Source organism: Staphylococcus sp. HMSC063F05 (genome assembly GCF_001837075.1).
Classification (GTDB): domain Bacteria; phylum Bacillota; class Bacilli; order Staphylococcales; family Staphylococcaceae; genus Staphylococcus; species Staphylococcus epidermidis.
This window is the reverse complement of the sequence record NZ_KV831340.1, coordinates 70,468-70,948: the sequence shown is the minus strand read 5'-3', so window position 1 is coordinate 70,948 and position 481 is coordinate 70,468. Positions and strand designations below refer to the sequence as shown.

The following is a 481-nucleotide window of genomic DNA, read 5'->3' as shown; positions in this document are numbered from 1 at the left end:
TCTATTGAAATAATATAGAAATTGTCTTTTTTATGATTTTTTTGATTATTTTCAGCTCGTTGGGTTGTTACTTTTATTATATTAAGTGTCATTAGTACAAATCTTAGTTGTCTTTTGGCTTTATTCATCCCTCGAACGGACATACGAGTGAAAATCCAAAATCAGGCTCCACATCAATTTTACTTTGACTGTAGATGGTTTTGTTTTGGTTCTGAAAGCTTTTTTAATTTGGGCATTGAAATATTCCCAACTATAATTCCTCATTATTTTTTTATTTGTTTTTGAATTGATTAATCGTTTTATAAGAAGGCTTTTGATTTTGTGATAGCCACATCATTCGGATACTATCATTGAGTAATTTTTCTATCTTACGTCCTGAAAACACAGATTGTGTGTAGGCATATAGAACTACTTTTAACATCATTTTTGGATGGTATGATATTCCACCACGATGATGTCTGAATTCAGTCTCTAGAATTGT

2 pseudogenes are annotated in these 481 nt (G+C 30.1%); both read right to left on the bottom strand.

Annotated elements, in window-relative coordinates:
* Window positions 1-288: pseudogene (locus HMPREF2576_RS12155) on the bottom strand (transposase); the annotation flags it as partial.
* Window positions 281-481: pseudogene (locus tag HMPREF2576_RS06615) on the bottom strand (transposase); the annotation flags it as partial. The pseudogenes HMPREF2576_RS06615 and HMPREF2576_RS12155, both read right to left, overlap by 8 nt.